The following is a 16508-nucleotide window of genomic DNA, read 5'->3' as shown; positions in this document are numbered from 1 at the left end:
TGTTCCCGCATCATAAGTGAGACTTAACGCGTTGTGAAATAGTTCGCGGGTTCATCGTGCGCGGCCACCAGCGCCGCCAGCGACAGCGGCCGGCTGATCCAGTACCCCTGCAGGAAATGAACCCCCTCAGCGCGGAGCCACTCCGCCTGCTCCTGGGTCTCCACCCCTTCGGCGACGGTCATTAATTTCAGCCGGCGGCTGAGGGTCAGTACCGCATCCAGCACTGGCGAGGTAACTGTTTCGGTGCCGATCGCCTGCACAAAACCGCGATCGATCTTCAGATAGTCGAAGTTATAGCGCTCAAGGTAGATCAGCGCGCTATGCCCGGTGCCAAAATCATCAATCGCGATTTCGAATCCCTGGCGGTGGAGCCAGGCGAAGTTAGCCATCGATTTTTCTTTATCAATCATCGCCCGCTCGGTCACCTCCAGCACCACGTGAAAATGGCCGGCGGGCAGCGCGGCGGCGAAGCGCAGCATATCGTCGCGGAAGCTGTCGGCCTGCAGATGGGCAGGAGATATATTCAGCCCCAGCTTGACGCCGCGCGGCAGAATACGCTTCAACACCGCAGCATCGCGGGCGATCAGCGCCAGCAGATGATGGGTTAGCGGCACGATCATCTGCTGGGTTTCGGCCAGGTTAATAAAAACGTCGGGCGGGATTTCGCCCACCACCGGATGGCGCCAGCGCATCAGGACCTCGACACCGCTGATATGCAGAGTCTGGGCATTCACCACCGGCTGATAGACGACGTAGAACTGGTTGTTTTTGATCCCCAGGAGAATGGATTTTCGCGGATCCGATTTGATCGTCAGCACGTAATAGCAGAGTAGCCCCGCCAGCAGGCCGCACACCACTCCGAGCAGCAGAGCAAACTGCGTATTTTCCGCCAGCCAGCTGTTGGCATACAGGTAGACCTTCAGCGGTAAACCCTCGATCTGTGTCTGGCGGATCGGCGCGTTATGCAGCGTTTGCGGATCCACCAGCCGGTTACTGAAGGTGGAGATGGCGGTGTGATCGATGGCCAGCGCAATGCCGCTGAAATCATTCTGCCGTGCAGAATAGAGGATATACGGTGTGAGATTGGCGTTAATCGACACGAAAATGCCGCTGTTTTTATCACCAGGTTTTCCTACCCACAACGCCAGCGCCGCGCTCTTCGGCATCATCGGCGTGCCCGGCAAAATGGCCATATCAAGGGGTTTACGGATATCAATGGCCGGGATCAGCTGGGTGAGGGGGGTATCCATGGCGCCGGTTGCCGAGGAGCAAAAGGCCACGCCGTTTTTGACCAGCAGAAAGGCGCGGACGTTAGGGCTGAAAGCGGCATGGGAGGTGAGCCCGGAGTCAATATTCTCGCAGGGCTGGTCCACCAGCGGCTGCAGGCCGTCGATGGTCTGCCGCAGGTCGTGAAAGTAGCTCTTCAGATAGGTATTAACGTTGTTGATAATGGCGTCGAAACGCTCCGCCCGGTTATGGTAAATCACCATAAACTGAATGCTGCCGGCCAGTAGCGCGACGATAACTCCCACGCACAAGCTGGTTATCCAGGTTTTACGCTGGGGCGAAAAGTAGCGAGTCAGCATAGCTATAGTCTTTCCGTGTTATTGATGCGCAGCAACGGGTTGTCAGTCGTCGTTTTTCTCATTCCCACTTAAAAGACATAGCTTATTTTGCGTCGTTCAGAATCAGGTGGCAAAAAAAAACACTGCCGGGGCAGTGTTTTTTATCCCGCTTCCAGCCAAGGGATAACCGGCGGCGGTAGAGGACAGTTTACGAGCGGCTCAGGACTCGACGCGCTTCGTTGTAGCGCTTTTTCCAGTATGGCTCATCCATGCTGGAGATAGTCACCCCGCTGCTGGTAGAGGCGTGAACAAACTGGTTGTTGCCGAGGTAGATCCCTACATGGCGGCCGGTAGAACCGGCACGGAACAGAACCAGATCGCCGGTACGCAGCTGGGTACGGGAAATCGATTTTCCGGTTTCCTGCTGTTCAGAAGTTGAACGCGGCAGTTCCAGACCAAATTGTTCGCGGAAGGTGCGCTGCACGAACGCCGAGCAGTCGATACCTTTGCGGGTGCTGCCGCCGAGGCGGTAACGCACGCCTTTCCAGCTGGCATACTGATCCATTAAACGGGACTTCACGTCCAGGTTACGGACCATCGTTTCAAATTCATCCTGAGAGGCTTGCAGTGATGATAAATCGCCACTACCCACAGCATGCGTCTCAGAATGCATATTCCTGGCGGTACTTGTTGAACTACACGCGGAAAGCAGAACCGCTACTGCAATCGCGGGGGCTACCCGCAAGATGTATCTCAAAATCGGCTGAGATTTGACCATGCTGTTTATTTTCCCTTGTTGTCCTTAACGACAATGTCGTTATAAAAAATGCCAAACGTGTTAGAGCCTAAATACCCATCCGCAATGAGACAATTCCTTAAGCTTAAATTTGTGCAGTCACGCACAATTTTATTCACGCCTTGAATTAATGTTGCGGAAAAGGCAAAACGAGAACGAGATTACCCTATCAAACGCCGCATGGCGAGCGGTTTTGCGCGATTTCTTATAAGTATTTTGGTGACAAAAAGTGAATCATCGGGAAAGGCCAAAATAGCGACAATATCGGGCAAAAAACAGACAATTCCTTCATTTGTCACGGGATTAATGTGACAAGAAGATGAACGTGATGTAGAAAAAAAGGACAATTGAAAAAAAGGGACCCAAAAGGTCCCCTTATAGATAATGAGTCTGGCGACTGCCGGAGACATTATTTGGCTGATATTCCACCGGGTAAGTAGCGATCGAAAAAGGCGATCAGTTTATCGCTCAGGGGAGTCATCAATACCCAGGGCGCGCCAATCAGCACGGCGGTCAGCGAGCCGACGGCAATATCGCTGAACCAGTGGGCGCCAATCATCACCCGCGGGAAAGCAAAGACCACAAATATCACCAGCGCCACAGCCAGCGCGCGGCGACCAAAATAGCGCCACATAAAGCTCGCGAAGATCAGCAGCATCATCCCATGATCGCCGGGGAAGCTGTCCTTGGAAGCATCCTTAGTGGGGAAGTTAACGACGTCGCTGACGCGGGTCACATCGCTGAAAAACAGCGACGGGCTGGCGCGCTGAACCGGCATCAGGTGCTGCGCCAGCTGGTTGATGATCACCGCCGCCAGCAGCATCACCAGGCCCATAATGGCGATCTGACGACGGCCTGCCGCTGGCGCCTTGAGCCAGTAGCTAAGCATCAGGCACCCCATCGCCAGCAGCGAGCAGGCGTCGAAGGCGCGATTGTTGATGATCGCCAGCAGCCAGGCGTAAGCGCGGCTGACGCTGACGCCATGGTTAAAGAAATGGAAGATCGCGGAGTCAACAGGCGCCCACGCGCCGTGGTTGGCTGGCAGATACCAGGAGCAAAATAGCGCCACACCCGCGATGTTTAGCAACAAGATTAAAGGAATTCGGTTTTTCATCATAGCCATTGCGATTTTGTGACAGTCGGCGGCAACCTTAGCCGCCTTAACTTAAACGAAGCCTCAACAATGAGGTCTGGAGCGCGTTCCAGTCGGCTTCATTAGCGGAGATAAGCTCGATGCGGCTATCGGGCGGGGCAACGCTGAGGGTCTCGATATGCAGATCCTCACCCTGGCGGTTGATCCGCACCGCCCCTTCGGCAATGCGCAGCACACCTTTGACGCGCGCCACCGGCGCCAGCCGGGCCCACTCCAGCAGGGCGATGGTGTCAAAGACCGTTTCCGCGTCGAAGATCCAACCGCAGGCCTGATAGCCCTGGCCGCTGTTAAGGTGGCGGCGCCAGCGCTGGTGTTCCGCCAGGCTAAGGGCGGCGAGACCGGCTGTTGGAGGATGGCGATGGGCGTGCTCCGCGCTCGCCGGCAGTGGGGCGGTGTTGCGCCGGGGTTCATCAAGCAGGGCGAGGTCGATATTCCCCTGGGTCGCCGACACCTGGCGGCGCTCGCCGCCCCAGCGTTGCCACCAGTCGGCAAACGCCTGAGCGCTTTCGGGCGTTTCCCGATCGCTTTTATTGGCCACGATGATATCCGCCGCCGCCAGCTGGTCGCGAAAGTTGTCGTTGTTGACCGCTTTCTCGTCCAGTAGCTGACGCGGATCGAGGATGCACAGGGTCGCGCGCAGATCGATCCAGGGTTCATACACCGCCGCGGTGAGAATATCGAGGATCTGCTTTGGATGGCCAAGTCCGGTAGGTTCGATCAACAGACGATCGGGTTTCCCCTGGCGCAGCAGGGTGTTCAGTCCGACCTGCATCGGCAGGCCATTGACACAGCACATGCAGCCGCCGGGGATCTCTTTGAGCAGGGCGCCGCTGTCGGCCAGCAGCGCGCCGTCTATCCCGACTTCGCCAAACTCGTTAACCAGTACGGCCCATTTTTCATCCGCAGGCTTCTGCGCCAACAGATGAAGAATCGAGGTCGTCTTACCGCTGCCGAGAAAGCCGGTGATCAAATTGGTTCTGGTCACTCTTTTCTCCAGGATAAATGTAATGTTGTAACAGTTATGCCTATCCTGACGAAAAAAGAGGGAAAAGAGAAGTCCTGAGGCGGACAGAAGGGAATTCTGTCCGCATAAGCGCAAATATTGTTAAGAATCGAGCGCGCGGGCAACTGCCTCGCGGGCGCCGTGCATCGCCAGCTGCTGCCAGGCGGCGCGGATCCCGGCGACAAACAGGGCGTTGCGCGGCAGGTCGCGGCCAAATATTTCCTCCAAACCCAGCAGGGCGTCAACACGCTGCTGCTCATCGCTCTGCGCCACCCGCTGCTGGATCTTGTCCACCAGCGGATCGCGCACGTCGATGGCCTGACCGGCATCGTCCGTGCCGCTGACGTAGCGCATCCAGCCGGCCACGCCGAGGGCCAGCAGCGGCCAGCGGCTGCCGCGCTCAAGATGCACGCGAATACCATCGAGCATGCGCTGGGGTAGCTTCTGGCTGCCGTCCATGGCGATTTGCCAGGTACGGTGTTTGAGCGCCGGGTTGCTGAAGCGCGCGATTAAGCTGTCGGCATAGGCCGCCAGGTCGACGCCGGTAATGGTCAGCGTCGGGGCCTGTTCGTCAAGCATCAGCTGGCGGGCGGCGCGGCGGAAGACCTCATCCTGCATGCAGTCGCTGACGTGCGCATGACCTGCCAGATAGCCAAGCCAGGCGAGGAAAGAGTGGCTGCCGTTGAGCATCCGCAGCTTCATCTGCTCCCAGGGCAGCACGTCGTCGGTCATCTGCACGCCTGCCGTCTCCCAGGCGGGGCGCCCGGCGACAAAGTGGTCTTCGACTACCCACTGAATGAAGGGTTCGCAGCTGATGGCGCAGGGATCTTCCACTCCCAGCACGGCGGCGATTTCTGCCAGCGACTCGGCGGTGGCGGCGGGAACAATGCGATCCACCATGGTGCCCGGGAAGCTAACGTTGTCGGCGATCCAGCTCGCCAGCGCCGGACTGCGTTTTTCCGCCATGCCGAGGACGGCATTTTTCACCACGTGGCCGTTATCGGGAATGTTATCGCAGGAGAGCACGGTAAAGGGCGGCAGGCCGCGTTCCCGGCGGCGGGCCAGCGCTTCAACTAAAATACCGGGAGCCGACTGCGGGAGCGTCGGATTTTCCAGATCGTGAACGATGCGCGGATGCGTCGGATCCAGCTTGCCGGTCGCCGGATCGATGCAATAGCCTTTTTCCGTGATGGTCAGCGAGACAATCGCCACCTGCGGCTCGCAGAATTTCTCGATAATCGCCGCCAGCGAATCGAGCCTGGCGTTCAGGCATTCGTGCACTGCGCCGATAATAATGGGCTGATTACCGTCGGCGCCTTTTTCCAGTACGGTAAACAGGTGGTCCTGTTCGCGCAGCTGGCTCATCAGCGTATCGCCGCTGAACAGACTGATTTCGCAGATCCCCCAGTCGCCGCCGATGTTATTCAGCACGCGATCGGTCAGCAGCGCCTGGTGCGCGCGATGAAACGCGCCAAAGCCGAAATGGACAATACGCGAGCGGAGCTGGCTGCGATCGTACTGAGGACGTTGCACGTTTTCCGGTAGCGTAGCGGTTGCAATTGTTGTCATTCTTTACACACCTGTTTAACTGCTTATTAACATTGCCAGTCTAAAGTTATATGACAGGAAATTAAATTGGTAAGCCGAAATTATCCGCTGACTGTGAGCTGGATCAATCAATGCGCCGGCACTGTTTGCAGCCTGCTGAGAAACATGTATGGTAGTCGTCATGAGTGTCGCCATTATTGGTATAACAACTTTTGTGAGGGCATAGCGATGGAGCAAACCTGGCGGTGGTATGGGCCGAACGATCCGGTATCGCTTGATGATGTACGGCAGGCAGGAGCGACCGGGGTCGTCACTGCGCTGCACCATATTGCAAACGGTCAGGTCTGGCCGGTCGACGAGATTAAAGCGCGTCAGGCGCTGTTAGCGGCGAAAGGGCTGACCTGGTCGGTGGTCGAAAGCATTCCGGTGCACGAGGATATTAAAACCCACAGCGGGCAGTATGCGACCTGGATTGCCAACTATCAGCAGAGCATCCGCAACCTCGCGGCCTGCGGCATCGATACCGTATGCTACAACTTTATGCCGATCCTCGACTGGACGCGCACCGATCTGGAATATGAGCTGCCGGATGGCTCCCGGGCGCTGCGTTTCGATCAGATCGCCTTCGCCGCCTTTGAACTGCATATCCTCAAACGCCCGGGGGCGGAAGCGGATTACAGCGAAGAAGAGCAGCGCCAGGCCGAGGCGTATTACAAGGCGATGAGCGAAGCGGACATTGAGAAACTAACCCGCAATATCATCGCCGGCCTGCCGGGAGCGGAAGAGGGTTACACCCTCGACCAGTTCCGCGCGCGTCTGGCGGAATATGACCACATCGATAAAGCGCAGCTGCGCGAAAATATGGCCTATTTCCTGCGGGCCATCGTGCCGGTGTGCGAAGAGGTGGGGATCCGTCTGGCTGTGCATCCGGACGATCCGCCGCGGCCGATCCTTGGCCTGCCGCGTATCGTCTCGACCATTGAAGATATGCAGTGGCTGAAAGAGACAGTGGACAGCATTAATAATGGCTTTACCATGTGCACCGGATCCTATGGCGTCCGCGCCGATAACGATCTGGTGAAGATGGTGGAGACCTTTGGCGATCGCATTCACTTTACCCATCTGCGCTCCACCTGCCGTGAAGCGAACCCGAAAACCTTCCACGAGGCGGCGCACCTTAGCGGCGACGTTAATATGGTGGCGGTGGTGGATGCGATTCTGCGTGAAGAGCAGCGGCGTAAACAGGCCGGCGATCTGCGCCCGATCCCCTTCCGTCCGGATCATGGTCATCAGATGCTCGACGATCTGCGCAAGAAAACCAACCCAGGCTATTCGGCGATTGGCCGTCTCAAGGGGATGGCGGAAGTACGCGGCGTGGAGCTGGCGCTGAAGATGACCAAATACCCTGAACTGCTGTAATCGCGGCAATGGGGATAATAAAAAGGACAGCCAGCGGCTGTCCTTTTTTCTGGTCAACTCGTCACGGAAGATTAATCCGCGCGGCCCATATAGCGGCACTCTTCGATATGAATGCGGATTTTCTCACCGGTGGTCAGGTATTCCGGCACCTGAATCACCAGGCCAGTGCTCATGGTGGCGGGCTTGGTGCGGGAGCTGGCGGATGCCCCTTTAATCCCCGGCGCGGTTTCGATAATTTCCAGGTCCACGGTCTGCGGCAGCTCAAGCGCCAGCAGTTGCCCATCCCAGGTCAGCACCTGCATATCCGGCATGCCGCCTTCCGGAATAAACTGCAGCTCTTCTTCGATCTGCTCTTTTGTGAAGGTGTAAGGGGTGTAGTCTTCTTTATCCATGAACACGTATTCGTTGCCATCGACATAAGAGAAGTCAACGAAACGGCGGGTCAGGGTCACGGTATCGACGATATCGTCGCCTTTGAAGCGCTCTTCTACTTTCAGGCCGGTACGCACATCGGAGAAGCGCATTTTATACAGTGTCGCAGCACCGCGGGCGCTGGGTGACTGAATATCGATATTTTTCACAATCAGCAGCTTGCCGTTGTAATTCAGCACCATACCTTTTTTAATTTCATTCGCTCTTGGCATTGCAGTAATCCTGTCACTTAACGAGTCAAAAATATCGCGTAAAACTACTCGCGCCCGGGCGTTCAGGCAAGTGGAATTCGCGAGTTTTGCTATCTTCTGGCAAAACGTTTAGGCTGTGGCGCAAAATGAGCGTTCGGGAGCTGGGTTGTGGAATGTCGTACTGATTGTGGCGCATGTTGCATCGCCCCCTCTATATCATCGCCGATCCCCGGCATGCCGCAGGGCAAGCCGGCCAACACTCGCTGTATTCAGCTCTCCGAGCACAATCTGTGCCTCATTTTCGGTTCCCCACTGCGCCCGAAGGTGTGCGCCAGCCTGCAGCCCTCGCCGGAGATGTGCTTGACTCATCGTGATGAAGCCATTACCTGGCTGCTGGCGCTTGAGCTGGCCACCGCGCCCTGAGCTTAAAGCAGCAAATGAGACAGGTTTTTGATATGGACGCTGAGGCCGTCCAGCAGCGCCTGGACGCGCAGCGGAAGAATGTCCCGTCGCTGGTAGATAAGCCAGGCCTGCAGATCGATACAGCGCTCCTTTTTCAGACAGGGAACCAACTGTCCTGCCGCCAGCTCGGTGGCGAGTGAATAGTAGGGCGCATAAACGATCCCCATCCCCAGCTTCGCCAGCTCCACCGCCGGCAGCGTGTTATCGCACACGAATCCCCCCTTTACCGTGAGATTAAGCGGTTTGCCGTTTTTGCTTTTGAAGGTCCAGATATTGTCGCTGCCGCCCAGCATACGCAGGGTGATGCACTCATGATCCACCAGCGCCTCCGGTTCGGCGATAGGGTGTTGCGTGAGGTAATCCGGGGAGGCGAAGACGCCGGTACGAAAGCGGGTAAACGGGCGGGCGATGAGGTTTTCATTCTGTGGCTTAAAGGGGCTTATCAGCAGATCGCAGTCGCTATTGAAAATGGCGCCGTATTTCTGTTCCCGCTCGCTGGCGTTGCGGGTGACCAGATTGATCTGCAGCTCCGGCAGCGTTTTTCTTAGCGCTGGCAGAATATAGCGCCCGAGAAACTGGTGGATGCCGATGGGCGCGCCAAGGGTGACAACGCCCTGCAGTGTGTTCTTATAACGGTCGGCGAGGTTGATAAGCTGCTCATGCTGCGCAAGAACGGCGCTGCTGGCGTGAATAAATTGCTCGCCGAACTCGGTACGCACCAGTTCCCTGGCGGTGCGCAGAAAAATAGCCAGACCGACTTTCCGCTCCACGCTGGTCAGCGTCCGTGAGACGTTAGACTGGGGCATATTCAGGCGCTGGGCTGCCCGGCTTACGCTGGCGGTTTCGGCGATGGCGCAGAGGATCCTCAGCTCGTCCATTTTAAAGTCTTTCAACATCTTATCGCTGCCTGATATTAATAGTATATCAAAAATGATATACCAGTTTGGCTGAATTGCCATGTGATTTATTGATCCGCTGAACGTATGATGGCCTTTGCGTTGAACAGTCGTTTATTTAAGGAAATCTGTGCGTTTTATTGCTTCTTTTGTGGTTCTCGACGTGATTAAAAATAACGATCTTCCCGCTGGCTTACTGAGTATATATGCACCATGCTGCTTAATTATTTTGCTTTGTTTGTATTAATACTGGTATTTCTCATATTGTTTTATGGAGTTATTATTATCCACGATATTCCCTATCACATCGCGCAAAAACGCCAGCATCCCCATCAGGACGCGATTCATGTAGCAGGCTGGATAAGCCTGTTTACCCTGCATGCTATCTGGCCTTTTCTGTGGATCTGGGCCACGTTGTACCGGCCTGATCGTGGCTGGGGGATGGCCTCACAGACCGAAGGACATCAGCAGCGAGCGGAGCTGGAGAAACGCATTGCGTTACTTGAAGCGGCATTAAAAAACAGCCAGCAGGCGTCGGTGGAGAATAGCGAGAAATAATATGGATCTGTTAATTATCCTTTGCTATGTCGCCATTGCCTGGGGCGTGTTTAAAATATTTCGCATTCCAGTAAATAAATGGACGATCCCCACCGCTATATTAGGCGGAATAGTGATCGTCGGTGCACTAATATTAACGATGAACTATAACCACCCCTATACGATGCGAGCGCAAAAAATTGTCGTCTCCATTCCGATGGTGCCGCAGGTATCAGGCGAGGTGGTGGAGGTGACCAGTAAAACCAATGTGTTAATGAAGAAGGGCGAACTGCTGTTTCGCATCGACGATACCCGCTACCGCGCACGGCTGAACAAGCTGAAAGCCGATCTGGCGGCCGAGGAGGCCACGCTGCGGGCGAAGCAGGCAACCATTGACGATGCCAGCGCCAGAGTACAGCAGGCGCAGGCGGAGTACGACCGGGTCACCCGCGACTACCAGCGCTATGCCCAGGGAGCGGCCATGCCGGTGAATCCTTTTTCGGAACAGGATGTGACCCATGCCAGGCAGCAGGTGCAGATCCAGTCGGCGGTACTGCAGGCGGCGAAAGCGCAATTACAAAACGCCCGAGAGCAGGTATCCGGACGCTACCACGGGCTGGATGCCAATCTTGCCAGCCTGAAATCGCAGATCCTTGAAGCGGAGTATAATCTGGCGCAAACCGTGATTCGCGCGCCGAGCGACGGCTACGTCACCCAGCTTCTGGCGCGGCCGGGGATGACCGCGGTGCGTCTGCCCTTCAAGCCGGTGCTGGTGTTTATTCCCCAGCAAAAGCGCCAGGTGGTGGCGGTATTCCGCCAGAATTCGGTCCTGCGTCTGACGGCCGGGGATAGCGCGGAGGTGGTGTTTAACGGTCTGCCGGGCAGCGTCTACAGCGGTAAGGTATCGCGGGTGTTGCCGACCGTCCCGGACGGCAGCTACCAGGCCAGCGGCGCGCTGCAAGGACTGAACGCCGGGGCAGGGAAAGAGGGCATTTACGTGCTGATCGACCTCGATCCCCATCCGGAAGTGGAACATTTACCGGACGGGGTCAGCGCCCAGGCGGCGGTGTATACCGATTATTTTGCCCATGTGTCGATTATGCGCAAAGTGCTGCTGCGCATGACCAGCTGGCTGCATTATCTCTATCTGGATCATTAATCCCCATTGCCCGGCTCCGGCCGGGCAACCTTATCTAGACGTCCCTGATCCGCCACAGGCAGGCCTGCGTGGCGATCCCCATGACCAGCGCAATCCAGAACACCGCATGATAGCTCCAGATCTCTGCCACCACGCCCGCCAGTGAGCCGGCGATGATCCAACCGACGCGGGTGGTATTGGTGTAGAGGGTGGTGGCAGCGCCTGCCTGCCCGGGCATCAAATCCTGGAAATAAAGCATGCCAATCCCGGCGAGGATCCCAATATAGATGGCGTTCAGCACCTGCATCGCCAGCAGCAGCCCCGGCGTATGCACCGTCAGCATGCCCACATAAAACAGCACCCCAGCCACCGCGGAGAGGCGCATCAGAAAGCGTTTACCGAAGCGCCGGGCATAGTAACCGGCAATCAGCATGGTGGGGATTTCCAGCCCGGCGGCGGTACCCATCATCAGGCCGGCCAGCTTCTCCGGCAGATGCAGCTCGTTAATGATAAACAGCGGCATATTAATGATGTACAGGCTGTTCGTGCCCCACATCAGCGTGCAGATGCTGAACAGCAACAGCGCATCGCGGCGGTGCGTGCGCGGGGCTTCCAGCCGGCCGGTCGCCACCGCCTTCGCTTTGCGCATGCTGGGCAAGAACAGCCAGACCATTATCCCGCAGACGATAAACGCCGCCGCGGCGCTGAGGTACATCGCGGTAAAGCCAAACCCCATCGCCAGCGCATAGGCCAGCGGGGGACCAATCACCCATGCCAGGGAAACCTGGGCGCGCAAAATGGAGCTGAACATCACCGCTTCGCGGCCGGTTTTGTCGGCATGCTCGCGCGCGAGGGCGAACATCTGTGGGTTGGCGGTCGAACCAAAGCTGCTGAGGAAGACGCCGACGAACAGCAAAATGAAGTAGTTCCGGTTCCAGGCAAACAGCACGCAGGCCAGCACTCCCAGCAGGCAGCAGACGACAATCAGCTGCTTGCGGTCGCCCTGACGGTCAGAACGTCCGGCGAGGAACTGACTGACCAGAATGCCTATGACGGCGCTGCCGGTAAAAAAGAAACCCACCATCGCCGGGCGGACGTGTACTTCATTGGTCAGAAACAGGCTCAGGGTCGGCGTCTGCAACGCCCCGGCAATGCCCGTCAGAAAGGCGACGATCAGGAAGGCGGAAGAGATGACATCGAATCCGCGTCGGGGAAGGGCGGCGCTTCGGTTTTCCATGTGTTTGGTTTTCTGTAGTTTCAGGAGACGGCGCGGAGTTTACGCCTGCTGGCTGAAAATAAACAGTAGTATGGCACGAATAATTAAAAAGGCGTTTCAAAATACAAGGTTCAGCAAAAAGCTGACGCTTACCCCAGCCAGGCGCCAGGGCTTCAGCAAAAGTGTGCAGTACCTCTAAGTTCTGCAATCAAGTCGCTGACGTACCTTGCGCATTGAGCAAGAAAGGTACAAAATTCTTGAAACTTTTCAGCGTCATTCGACATATCGTTCACCGTCAGATGGCGCCTTTTTTCTCAAGTTAGCTGAAACGATTCAATTCAGCAGGAGAGGAGAACCATGTTCCAGTTATCTGTGCAGGATATTCATCCCGGCCAGCAGGCCGGTAATAAAGAAGAGGCCATCCGGCAGGTCGCCGCCGCGCTGGTCAGCGCCGGCAACGTGGCCGATGGCTACGTGAACGGCATGCTGGCGCGCGAGCAGCAGACCTCGACCTTCCTCGGCAACGGGATCGCGATCCCGCACGGCACGACGGATACGCGTGATCAGGTGCTGAAGACCGGCGTTCAGGTGTTTCAGTTCCCGCAGGGCGTCACCTGGGGCGAAGGGCAGACCGCCTATGTGGCGATCGGGATTGCCGCCAGCTCAGATGAACACCTCGGCCTGCTGCGTCAGCTGACCCACGTGCTGAGCGATGACGCCGTCGCCGCCCAGCTGCAGTCCGCCACCACCGCGGAAGAGCTGCGTGCGCTGCTGATGGGAGAGAAACAGAGCGAAGCGCTGAAGCTGGACAACGAGACCCTCAGTCTCGACGTCGCGGCCAGCGATCTGCTGACCCTGCAGGCGCTGAACGCCGCGCGTCTGAAAGAAGCAGGCGCGGTGGATTCCGCCTTCGTTAGCCACGTCATTAACGATACGCCGCTGAACCTCGGTCAGGGCATCTGGCTGAACGACAGCGCTGAAGGCAATCTGCGCAGCGCCGTGGCGGTCAGCCGCGCCGCCACCGCCTTCACCCGCGACGATCAGCCGGTTTCCCTGCTGGTCACGGTGGCGATGACCGACGAGCAGCCAACCGCGGTGCTGAACCGCCTGAGCAAGCTGCTGCTGGACAAGAAAGCTGACCATCTGCTGAAAGCCGACGCCGCCACCGTGCTGGCGCTGCTGACCAGCGACGACGCGATTGCCGAAGATGTGCTGAGCGCCGAATTTGTGGTGCGCAATGAGCATGGCCTGCATGCCCGTCCGGGCACCATGCTGGTCAACACCATTAAACAATTTTCCAGTGACGTCACCGTCACTAACCTCGACGGTTCCGGCAAGCCGGCCAACGGTCGTAGCCTGATGAAGGTCGTGGCGCTGGGTGTGAAAAAAGGTCACCGTCTGCGCTTTACCGCGCAGGGTGAAGATGCGCAACAAGCGCTGGATGCGATTGGCGAAGCGATCGCCGCAGGCCTTGGGGAGGGCGCATAAATGAGCAGACGTGTAGCAACCATTACTTTAAACCCGGCGTACGATCTGGTGGGCTTCACCCCGGAGATCGAGCGCGGTGAAGTGAACCTGGTGCGTACCACCGGCCTGCACGCCGCCGGGAAAGGCATCAACGTGGCGAAAGTGCTGAAAGATCTTGGCATTGACGTCACCGTCGGCGGCTTCCTGGGGAAAGACAACCAGGATGGCTTTCAGCAGCTGTTCAGCGAGCTGGGGATCGCCAACCGTTTCCAGGTGGTGCAGGGCCGGACCCGCATCAACGTTAAGCTGACGGAAAAAGATGGCGAAGTGACCGATTTCAACTTCTCCGGCTTTGAAGTGACCCCGGGCGACTGGGAACGCTTCGTCAACGACTCCCTGAGCTGGCTCGGGCAGTTCGATATGGTCTGCGTCAGCGGCAGTCTGCCGTCCGGCGTCAGCCCGGAGGCCTTTACCGACTGGATGACCCGTTTGCGCAGCCAGTGCCCGTGCATCATTTTCGACAGCAGCCGCGAAGCGCTGGTTGCCGGACTGAAAGCGGCGCCGTGGCTGGTGAAACCGAACCGTCGTGAGCTGGAAATCTGGGCTGGCCGTAAGCTGCCGGAGATGAAAGACGTTATCGACGCCGCCCATGCGCTGCGCGAGCAGGGGATCGCTCACGTAGTGATTTCCCTGGGCGAAGAGGGCGCGCTGTGGGTGAACGCCTCCGGCGAGTGGATTGCCAAGCCGCCTTCAGTCGAAGTGGTCAGCACCGTTGGCGCCGGCGATTCGATGGTCGGCGGCCTGATTTACGGCCTGCTGATGCGTGAATCCAGCGAACATACCCTGCGCCTGGCGACCGCTGTCGCTGCCCTGGCCGTCAGCCAGAGCAATGTAGGGATCACCGACCGTACCCAGTTGGCCGCGATGATGGCGCGCGTCGACTTACAACCCTTTAATTGACAGCAGGAGAGGCATAATGAAAACGCTGCTGATTATTGATGCCGGACTCGGACAGGCGCGCGCCTATATGGCGAAAACCCTGCTGGGCGCCGCCGCGCCAAAAGCGCACCTTGAACTGATTGATAACCCCAACGACGCCGAACTGGTGATTGTTCTCGGGTCGGCGCTGCCCACTGACAGCGCGCTGAACGGCAAACAGGTTTTCCTCGGCGATATTAATCGCGCCGTGGCGCACCCGGAGCTGTTCCTGAGCGAAGCCAAGGGCCATGCGACGCCGTACGCGGCGCCTGCCGCCGCGGCAGTCCCGGCGGCCACCAGCGGACCGAAACGTATTGTCGCGGTCACCGCCTGTCCGACCGGCGTTGCCCATACCTTTATGGCCGCTGAAGCCATTGAAACCGAAGCGAAAAAACGCGGATGGTGGGTGAAAGTGGAAACTCGCGGCTCCGTCGGCGCGGGCAATGCTATCACCCCGGAAGAGGTGGCCGAGGCGGATCTAGTGATCGTCGCCGCTGATATCGAAGTCGACCTGGCGAAATTCGCCGGCAAGCCGATGTATCGCACTACCACCGGTCTGGCGCTGAAGAAAACCGCCCAGGAGCTGGACAAAGCGGTGGTGGAAGCCAAACCGTACCAGCCTTCCGGGAAACCTCAGGCTGCTGGCGAAGGTAAAAAAGAGTCGGCGGGCGCCTACCGCCACCTGCTGACTGGCGTCTCCTACATGCTGCCGATGGTGGTGGCGGGCGGCCTGTGTATCGCGCTCTCCTTTGCCTTCGGGATCAAAGCGTTTGAAGTAAAAGACACCCTGGCGGCGGCGCTGATGCAAATCGGCGGCGGCTCGGCCTTCGCGCTGATGGTGCCGGTGCTGGCGGGCTTTATCGCCTTCTCTATTGCCGACCGTCCGGGTCTGACCCCGGGTCTTATCGGCGGTATGCTGGCGGTCAGCGGCGGCTCCGGCTTTATCGGCGGGATCATCGCCGGTTTCCTTGCCGGTTACGTGGCGAAAGCCATCAGCACTAAGCTGAAACTGCCGCAGAGTATGGAAGCGCTGAAGCCAATCCTGATCATTCCGCTGGTTTCCAGCCTGATCGTGGGCCTGGCGATGATCTACCTGATCGGTAAACCGGTCGCCGGTATCCTTGCCTGGCTGACCCACTGGCTGCAAACCATGGGCACCGCCAACGCGGTTCTGCTGGGCGCGATCCTCGGCGCGATGATGTGTACCGACATGGGCGGCCCGGTGAACAAAGCGGCCTATGCCTTCGGCGTTGGCCTGCTGAGTACCCAGACTTACGCGCCGATGGCGGCGATCATGGCGGCCGGTATGGTGCCTCCGCTGGCGATGGGTGTCGCGACGCTGGTTGCCCGCAATAAGTTCGACAAAGGGCAGCGGGAAGGGGGCAAAGCCGCGCTGGTTCTCGGCCTGTGCTTTATCTCTGAAGGGGCGATTCCTTTTGCCGCCCGTGACCCGATGCGCGTGCTGCCTTGCTGTATCGTCGGCGGCGCGGTAACCGGCGCTATCTCGATGGCAATTGGCGCAAAACTGATGGCGCCGCACGGCGGGCTGTTTGTTCTGCTGATCCCGGGGGCGATTACGCCAGTGCTGGGCTACCTGCTGGCGATTGTCGCCGGGACGCTGGTGGCGGGCCTCTCCTACGCGGTGCTGAAACGCCCGGAAGCGCAGGTAGCGGAAGTCGAAAAAGCGGCATAATCTCTCCGCAATAA

Annotated in this window: 15 protein-coding genes; 7 read left to right on the top strand and 8 right to left on the bottom strand. The window is 58.0% G+C overall.

The features are described 5' to 3' along the window. Positions 1-23: 23 nt before the first annotated feature. The 5 genes from MKS11_RS14140 to MKS11_RS14120 all read right to left on the bottom strand — a co-directional run bounded on the left by MKS11_RS14140 (position 24) and on the right by MKS11_RS14120 (position 6086). A complete protein-coding gene (locus tag MKS11_RS14140) occupies positions 24-1586 on the bottom strand; it encodes a cyclic di-GMP phosphodiesterase (RefSeq protein ID WP_017899315.1) in 1563 nt (520 codons plus the stop codon). A gap of 187 nt (positions 1587-1773) precedes the next feature. After that, positions 1774-2343, bottom strand: a complete 570-nt coding sequence (gene mepS, locus MKS11_RS14135) for a bifunctional murein DD-endopeptidase/murein LD-carboxypeptidase (protein WP_004201653.1) — start codon at positions 2341-2343, stop codon at positions 1774-1776. 427 nt (positions 2344-2770) lie between these two features. Continuing rightward, positions 2771-3484, bottom strand: coding sequence for a phosphatase PAP2 family protein (locus MKS11_RS14130; protein WP_004201651.1), 714 nt, complete (start codon positions 3482-3484; stop codon positions 2771-2773). A 37-nt stretch (positions 3485-3521) separates the two neighbouring features. Beyond that, positions 3522-4499: a GTP-binding protein gene (locus MKS11_RS14125; RefSeq protein WP_043520310.1), complete on the bottom strand. Its 978-nt coding sequence runs from the start codon at positions 4497-4499 to the stop codon at positions 3522-3524. Positions 4500-4619: 120 nt separating this feature from the next. Then, on the bottom strand, positions 4620-6086 hold the full coding sequence (locus MKS11_RS14120) for a mannitol dehydrogenase family protein (RefSeq protein ID WP_048295214.1): 1467 nt from the start codon (positions 6084-6086) through the stop codon (positions 4620-4622). A gap of 207 nt (positions 6087-6293) precedes the next feature. Between MKS11_RS14120 and uxuA the strand changes: the two genes are divergently transcribed. After that, the gene (uxuA, locus tag MKS11_RS14115) at positions 6294-7484 is read left to right on the top strand and encodes a mannonate dehydratase (protein ID WP_094334362.1); all 1191 of its coding nucleotides are present in this window, start codon (positions 6294-6296) and stop codon (positions 7482-7484) included. Positions 7485-7555: 71 nt separating this feature from the next. Here the strand turns inward: uxuA and yeiP are convergent, their stop codons facing one another. After that, positions 7556-8128, bottom strand: a complete 573-nt coding sequence (gene yeiP, locus MKS11_RS14110; RefSeq protein WP_002912951.1) for an elongation factor P-like protein YeiP — start codon at positions 8126-8128, stop codon at positions 7556-7558. 147 nt (positions 8129-8275) lie between these two features. Here yeiP and MKS11_RS14105 point away from each other — a divergent pair, with 147 nt between their 5' ends. Next, positions 8276-8530 (top strand): YkgJ family cysteine cluster protein, encoded by a 255-nt coding sequence (locus tag MKS11_RS14105; protein WP_004201647.1) that lies wholly within the window; start codon positions 8276-8278, stop codon positions 8528-8530. Between the two features lie 2 nt (positions 8531-8532). Here MKS11_RS14105 and MKS11_RS14100 read toward each other — a convergent pair whose 3' ends face one another. Beyond that, positions 8533-9465 (bottom strand): LysR family transcriptional regulator, encoded by a 933-nt coding sequence (locus tag MKS11_RS14100; RefSeq protein ID WP_032456409.1) that lies wholly within the window; start codon positions 9463-9465, stop codon positions 8533-8535. Positions 9466-9678: 213 nt separating this feature from the next. On the opposite strand from MKS11_RS14100, the gene MKS11_RS14095 reads away from it, so the two are divergent. Both MKS11_RS14095 and MKS11_RS14090 read left to right on the top strand, forming a co-directional pair. Further along, positions 9679-10023, top strand: coding sequence for a DUF3302 domain-containing protein (locus tag MKS11_RS14095; protein WP_017899321.1), 345 nt, complete (start codon positions 9679-9681; stop codon positions 10021-10023). A 1-nt stretch (position 10024) separates the two neighbouring features. Beyond that, the gene (locus MKS11_RS14090; RefSeq protein ID WP_211773127.1) at positions 10025-11161 is read left to right on the top strand and encodes an HlyD family secretion protein; all 1137 of its coding nucleotides are present in this window, start codon (positions 10025-10027) and stop codon (positions 11159-11161) included. 34 nt (positions 11162-11195) lie between these two features. On the opposite strand, the gene setB is transcribed toward MKS11_RS14090, so the two are convergent. Beyond that, positions 11196-12377 carry a sugar efflux transporter SetB gene (setB, locus tag MKS11_RS14085; protein WP_165708034.1) on the bottom strand — a complete coding sequence of 394 codons (1182 nt, stop codon included), beginning with the start codon at positions 12375-12377 and terminating at the stop codon, positions 11196-11198. Between the two features lie 336 nt (positions 12378-12713). On the opposite strand from setB, the gene fruB reads away from it, so the two are divergent. From fruB to fruA, 3 genes are read left to right on the top strand one after another with little or no spacing between them, the layout of a single operon-like run. Continuing rightward, positions 12714-13844, top strand: coding sequence for a fused PTS fructose transporter subunit IIA/HPr protein (gene fruB, locus MKS11_RS14080; RefSeq protein WP_004201642.1), 1131 nt, complete (start codon positions 12714-12716; stop codon positions 13842-13844). Next, the gene (gene fruK, locus MKS11_RS14075) at positions 13845-14783 is read left to right on the top strand and encodes a 1-phosphofructokinase (protein ID WP_002912941.1); all 939 of its coding nucleotides are present in this window, start codon (positions 13845-13847) and stop codon (positions 14781-14783) included. It begins immediately after the preceding gene. A gap of 16 nt (positions 14784-14799) precedes the next feature. Then, positions 14800-16494: a PTS fructose transporter subunit IIBC gene (gene fruA / locus MKS11_RS14070; protein WP_004201641.1), complete on the top strand. Its 1695-nt coding sequence runs from the start codon at positions 14800-14802 to the stop codon at positions 16492-16494. Positions 16495-16508: the final 14 nt, after the last annotated feature.

It is taken from the genome of Klebsiella sp. K5-45 (assembly GCF_030128605.1).
GTDB lineage: Bacteria > Pseudomonadota > Gammaproteobacteria > Enterobacterales > Enterobacteriaceae > Klebsiella > Klebsiella quasipneumoniae.
Note: the sequence above shows the minus strand (reverse complement) of the source record. Positions and strands in the feature narration are given on the sequence as shown.

Coding starts and splice junctions, on each gene's coding strand:
- MKS11_RS14140 (WP_017899315.1), bottom strand. CDS start 1,586: ATGCTGACTCGCTACTTTTCGCCCCAGCGTAAAACCTGGATAACCAGC.
- mepS (WP_004201653.1), bottom strand. CDS start 2,343: ATGGTCAAATCTCAGCCGATTTTGAGATACATCTTGCGGGTAGCCCCC.
- MKS11_RS14130 (WP_004201651.1), bottom strand. CDS start 3,484: ATGGCTATGATGAAAAACCGAATTCCTTTAATCTTGTTGCTAAACATC.
- MKS11_RS14120 (WP_048295214.1), bottom strand. CDS start 6,086: ATGACAACAATTGCAACCGCTACGCTACCGGAAAACGTGCAACGTCCT.
- uxuA (WP_094334362.1), top strand. CDS start 6,294: ATGGAGCAAACCTGGCGGTGGTATGGGCCGAACGATCCGGTATCGCTT.
- yeiP (WP_002912951.1), bottom strand. CDS start 8,128: ATGCCAAGAGCGAATGAAATTAAAAAAGGTATGGTGCTGAATTACAAC.
- MKS11_RS14100 (WP_032456409.1), bottom strand. CDS start 9,465: ATGTTGAAAGACTTTAAAATGGACGAGCTGAGGATCCTCTGCGCCATC.
- MKS11_RS14095 (WP_017899321.1), top strand. CDS start 9,679: ATGCTGCTTAATTATTTTGCTTTGTTTGTATTAATACTGGTATTTCTC.
- MKS11_RS14090 (WP_211773127.1), top strand. CDS start 10,025: ATGGATCTGTTAATTATCCTTTGCTATGTCGCCATTGCCTGGGGCGTG.
- setB (WP_165708034.1), bottom strand. CDS start 12,377: ATGGAAAACCGAAGCGCCGCCCTTCCCCGACGCGGATTCGATGTCATC.
- fruB (WP_004201642.1), top strand. CDS start 12,714: ATGTTCCAGTTATCTGTGCAGGATATTCATCCCGGCCAGCAGGCCGGT.
- fruK (WP_002912941.1), top strand. CDS start 13,845: ATGAGCAGACGTGTAGCAACCATTACTTTAAACCCGGCGTACGATCTG.
- fruA (WP_004201641.1), top strand. CDS start 14,800: ATGAAAACGCTGCTGATTATTGATGCCGGACTCGGACAGGCGCGCGCC.